This is a genomic window from Bartonella sp. LB28NMGDW, assembly GCF_042194435.1.
In the GTDB taxonomy this organism is placed as follows: domain Bacteria; phylum Pseudomonadota; class Alphaproteobacteria; order Rhizobiales; family Rhizobiaceae; genus Bartonella; species Bartonella grahamii.
Genome location: NZ_JBHIMX010000045.1, coordinates 1 through 3,951, shown reverse-complemented (window position 1 = coordinate 3,951; position 3,951 = coordinate 1). Strand labels below are relative to the sequence as shown.

Here is a 3,951-nt window from a genome sequence, read left to right as displayed (position 1 = left end):
ATAAGGAAAGTTTGAAGGATAAAAACTTTTCAGCTTTGATAAGGGAAAACATAGCACATATTATTGATAACGTCCTTACTCTTGCATGCCGTTATCGGACTGGTTTTCCTAAAAATGCTCCGATTTTAAGCTTGGATGCGCAAACAGCATCTGTTGCTTCTAAAACAACTTCTGTTGAAGTGGCAGAGGAATTGGATGAAGTGGATGACACTGATGATCGTCTCACCATGGAAAGTGCTCATGCAATTTTAAAAAGCCTAGGCTGGTCAACCGAGAAAATCAATGAGAATGACCATATGGCAAGCTATCAATTGGCTGATCGTGAAGTAGATATTCTTTATAACGACGAAATTGCCAAAGACTACCCACAATTTGATAGCGCTTTTATGATTAGCACGGGCATTCTTTCCACCGCTTGTAAATTCATTGATCCTACCTACACGGAAGATATTCCAGATATACAGCTTAATTTTGAAGCCAAGGGATTAGAAATCTTTGAACTAGAAGTCACTGCGGATCGCTTAAAGCAAGCACTTGATGATGCGCTAAAATGGTCAGTCAAAGACATTGACCTTTCTAAAAGACTTCGCTCTGATTATGGCACTGCTCCTTGGCAACAAGATGCAACATCTAAAGCAGATAATACGGATTATGCTTTACTTCATCTTGGCGCTCTTGCTTTATTGGGTGATGTTGAGACCTTACAATCTTATCAGAAAAGCTTTACGGCAGGTGATCACCTAGGCTTTGACGAGAGCATCAACAAAACCCACCTTGAACGTGCATTAGCTTTAGCCAAAGAAGTAGCAAAGGTGAAGCAAGTGAGCTACGCTTTAATTAAACAGGTGGCAAAAGATTTTGATGATCACTCAGAGCTTTTTAGCGAGGAATAACCTCGCTCTTGGAAGGAGTGTTTATTTAAGTCTATTTAGAACAAAGAATAAATTGATTATTTTGAAAAAAATCGAGGGGATTATGAATCATGAAATGGATAAAGAAAAAAAGTATGGGGGCAGCTGAGCCTATGGAATTTAAAGGTCAAAAAGTTTATCAGGAAGATGAACTGTTTGATCCTGAAACAGTTTCTTCTTGGAAAGAAAAAGGACACATAATAACAGGTACAAATGTGGAAAGAATGGCATCAGGAAGAGCTCCTATTGGAGTCGATTGTAGGCCTATTATGTTACATCCTGTGACACAAGAACAAGATAGTCCTCTCGTTGAGGTTCTCTACTCATTTTATCATGACAAGAGTTTGGTTGCTCATATGAAGCCAAAGACAAATTTTATCAAAAAAGTTATTTGTTGGATTTCAAAAAAAGTCTCCTAAGCAGGAAAAAAGAAAAAGTAATTATTGCAAATATTGGAGTAATGACACTAAAAGGCGCTCTCTAAGCTTTAATGATCATCCCCTTTAATTATATCATATATTGTAAATGCGAGATGATTTTACAGACACAGATGAGAAAAGAGTTCCTTCAAAAAAATATCTCTTATGATTTTATCAATCTCATCCCAATTCCATTGGCTATGGTAGAGAAATATTGATCATTAGAAACACTCATTATGAGTAAAAACACGCTGTGACTTATGGAGAAAAATTTATGAAAAGTTATACTTTATCAGATGTTGCACAATATATTGATATGCATAGTCATGCTATTAATTTTGGTACTAAAGATAATGCTCCTGATGATGTAAGGATTAAAACAGCTGAGAATACTCTCGATTTACAATTTACCTCTTCCTATAAGGGTTTTTTAAAAAATTATGGAGGAGGAGAAATTGGAGGTGAAGAAATATTCAGTATTTATGAAATCTGCGCAGGTATTCCTGCTGGTGATATTGTTTACCGAAATTTGCTCGATAGAAGAGATGGCTTTACGGACCCCAAACAACTTGTTATCTGCACAACTGATTTTGGTGAAACCTTTTATTTTGATTATACGCAGTTTCGGGATGGAGAGTGCCCGCTCTATCTTAAGTTTCCACTTGACGATCCCCAGTATTACGCAAGTAATTTTTATGAATTTCTCTGCAAAAGAATTAAAGAGTATGCAGGGGAGGATTCATGAAAACCTATACCTTAGATGATGTTGCAGTATTAATTGATAAAGTTAATAAATATAATGATGATATTATCAATTTTCGTACTGAAGAAAATGCGGCTGATAATCTACAGATTGAAAAGGCGGAGAAAGCTCTTGGTTTGAAATTCAACTCTTCTTATAAGATTTTTTTAAAAAAAACTATGGAGGAGGGGAAAAATGAAAAAAATCTTAAAACTATTGAGCTGCATGGCTCTCTTAAGTACAGCTGGATGTCAGTTAGGCAATCCTCCCCCATCGACTTTGGTTTTATGGGAAAAGCCTAGAGCAGATCGGGCTGTAATCGAACAATCACTTTTAAAATGTGGCTGGAAACCGGTTTATGCTTCTTCTAGTGATATGAATTCGTATGCAAGTGAATTTGCTTCAGTATATGAGTGCATGAAAAAAGCAGGCTTTCGATATAAATTGCAGGATTCAAAGGGGATTTATTTTACACAACCTCTGAAAAGTGACTCGTTCCTAACCGATCTCATGATAGCTGGATATCAGCAATTTATGGACAATGATACTTTTGGTCTAAGCAATACGAGAAAGAAGGAACGGGCCATGATAACTCATTTTAAGAATGAAAGAAAACGTCAACAAACAAAAAAATCTTTGCAAAAGCGATCATCAAAGCGTCCTACCCATTCTTAAAGAGTTAGTTGAACAAAAAGCACGAATGATGGAGGGAGTCAAAATAGTGCTCTTCTTTATTCAAGCGGGTGATACGTTGAATCTAGAGGTTGATCAACTCACCAACAAGGCAGTGGTAGGTTCTCTTTCCACTAGTTTTTTAGAGGATGTGCGTTTTAATCAGCCTCACAGAATTCTGGAAGCCGATCCGAAAAATAGAAAAGGTCTTGTGATCAATAAAGGGGCATGTTTTCGCTTTTATCATGGTGGTGAGAATGGGGGCAGGCACCTCTTTTACCGCATTCCAGGGCGTGGAAGGATGACTTTTGACGAAGATCTTGAAGCAGGAAAGGATTATTATATATATCTCATCTTAAAAGATCAGACGAATGAGCTATCCTTTGACCTTTCGCAAAATCCGACGGCTCCTGATGGCTATACAGAGGATAATTCTGAAAAGATTGGTGGATTTCATACGCTATGTGCGGATGTTGGTGAGATTGAAGGTCATCCCTTATCAGGTTATCAAGCGGGGGATATTTTGCCCAATTCTGTTTAGTGTTTAAATCACCGCCCACGTAGTGACCCAGAGGGAATGGTTTACAATCCGTGGCATAATATTTGGGTTGATATTTATCTTCAATCAGGGACAGGTCAAAATGCAAAGTCGGCATATGGTGTTCCGATTACGATCAATCGTAGCTATGCGGATCATGCATTTGATTTTTGGTCTGTTAGTAAGAGATTTTTGACGAGTGATGAGTTCGCGTCTTGCATGTGTGGAATCAATTCGGGAACCAGTATTGTCGGCAATCAAGCGCCTTCTCCTAAGACGTCTGGAGGACACGTTGATACAAACAATAGACGGATGATTTCGCATATCGGTTGTGAGGATGGTTGCGGTTATGTTTGGCAATATTTGTCTGGTTGTTATCCAGTGACTAAATGGCATACAGGGGAGCAAGGAAGCAGTTTACGTGTAGACATAAATGTTATGTTGGGAGGAGGCGATTGGACTGGTGGCTCTAACAATGATCATCTTGTACGGAACTTTGCGCATTCTCGTTATGTCGAAGATGAAAAAATAGGCGCCCGTGGATGTAGCGAGCCACTTTATTATAATTAGCGCGAGATTGATTAGAACATCATTTTATCCAGCCTCACTTTTGTGGGGCTTTTTTTATGGAGCGTCAGATGAGAAAGATATCGAAAGAAGGATTAGAGC

6 protein-coding genes and 1 pseudogene are annotated in these 3,951 nt (G+C 38.2%); all 7 read left to right on the top strand.

All coding sequences use genetic code 11. From position 1 onward, the window contains the following. Positions 1-893, top strand: an 893-nt coding sequence (locus ACFIKG_RS08775; protein ID WP_375652141.1) for a DUF6990 domain-containing protein, incomplete at its 5' end; no start/stop codon positions are given. Positions 894-982: 89 nt separating this feature from the next. Then, positions 983-1,330 (top strand): HNH/ENDO VII family nuclease, encoded by a 348-nt coding sequence (locus ACFIKG_RS08770; protein WP_375626815.1) that lies wholly within the window; start codon positions 983-985, stop codon positions 1,328-1,330. Positions 1,331-1,604: 274 nt separating this feature from the next. Then, complete coding sequence (locus ACFIKG_RS08765; RefSeq protein ID WP_375649092.1) at positions 1,605-2,075, top strand: SMI1/KNR4 family protein; 471 nt, start codon at positions 1,605-1,607, stop codon at positions 2,073-2,075. Then, positions 2,072-2,265, top strand: a pseudogene (locus ACFIKG_RS08760) (SMI1/KNR4 family protein); the annotation flags it as partial. The gene ACFIKG_RS08765 and the pseudogene ACFIKG_RS08760, both read left to right, overlap by 4 nt. A 2-nt stretch (positions 2,266-2,267) precedes the next feature. Further along, a complete protein-coding gene (locus tag ACFIKG_RS08755; RefSeq protein WP_375626812.1) occupies positions 2,268-2,747 on the top strand; it encodes a hypothetical protein in 480 nt (159 codons plus the stop codon). A gap of 46 nt (positions 2,748-2,793) precedes the next feature. Beyond that, on the top strand, positions 2,794-3,285 hold the full coding sequence (locus ACFIKG_RS08750) for a hypothetical protein (protein ID WP_375652140.1): 492 nt from the start codon (positions 2,794-2,796) through the stop codon (positions 3,283-3,285). Positions 3,286-3,321: 36 nt separating this feature from the next. Next, entirely contained in the window at positions 3,322-3,852 is a 531-nt protein-coding gene (locus ACFIKG_RS08745; RefSeq protein WP_375652139.1) for a hypothetical protein, read from the top strand. Positions 3,853-3,951 lie beyond the last annotated feature (99 nt).

Coding starts and splice junctions, on each gene's coding strand:
- ACFIKG_RS08755 (WP_375626812.1), top strand. CDS start 2,268: ATGAAAAAAATCTTAAAACTATTGAGCTGCATGGCTCTCTTAAGTACA.
- ACFIKG_RS08770 (WP_375626815.1), top strand. CDS start 983: ATGAAATGGATAAAGAAAAAAAGTATGGGGGCAGCTGAGCCTATGGAA.
- ACFIKG_RS08745 (WP_375652139.1), top strand. CDS start 3,322: ATGGTTTACAATCCGTGGCATAATATTTGGGTTGATATTTATCTTCAA.
- ACFIKG_RS08765 (WP_375649092.1), top strand. CDS start 1,605: ATGAAAAGTTATACTTTATCAGATGTTGCACAATATATTGATATGCAT.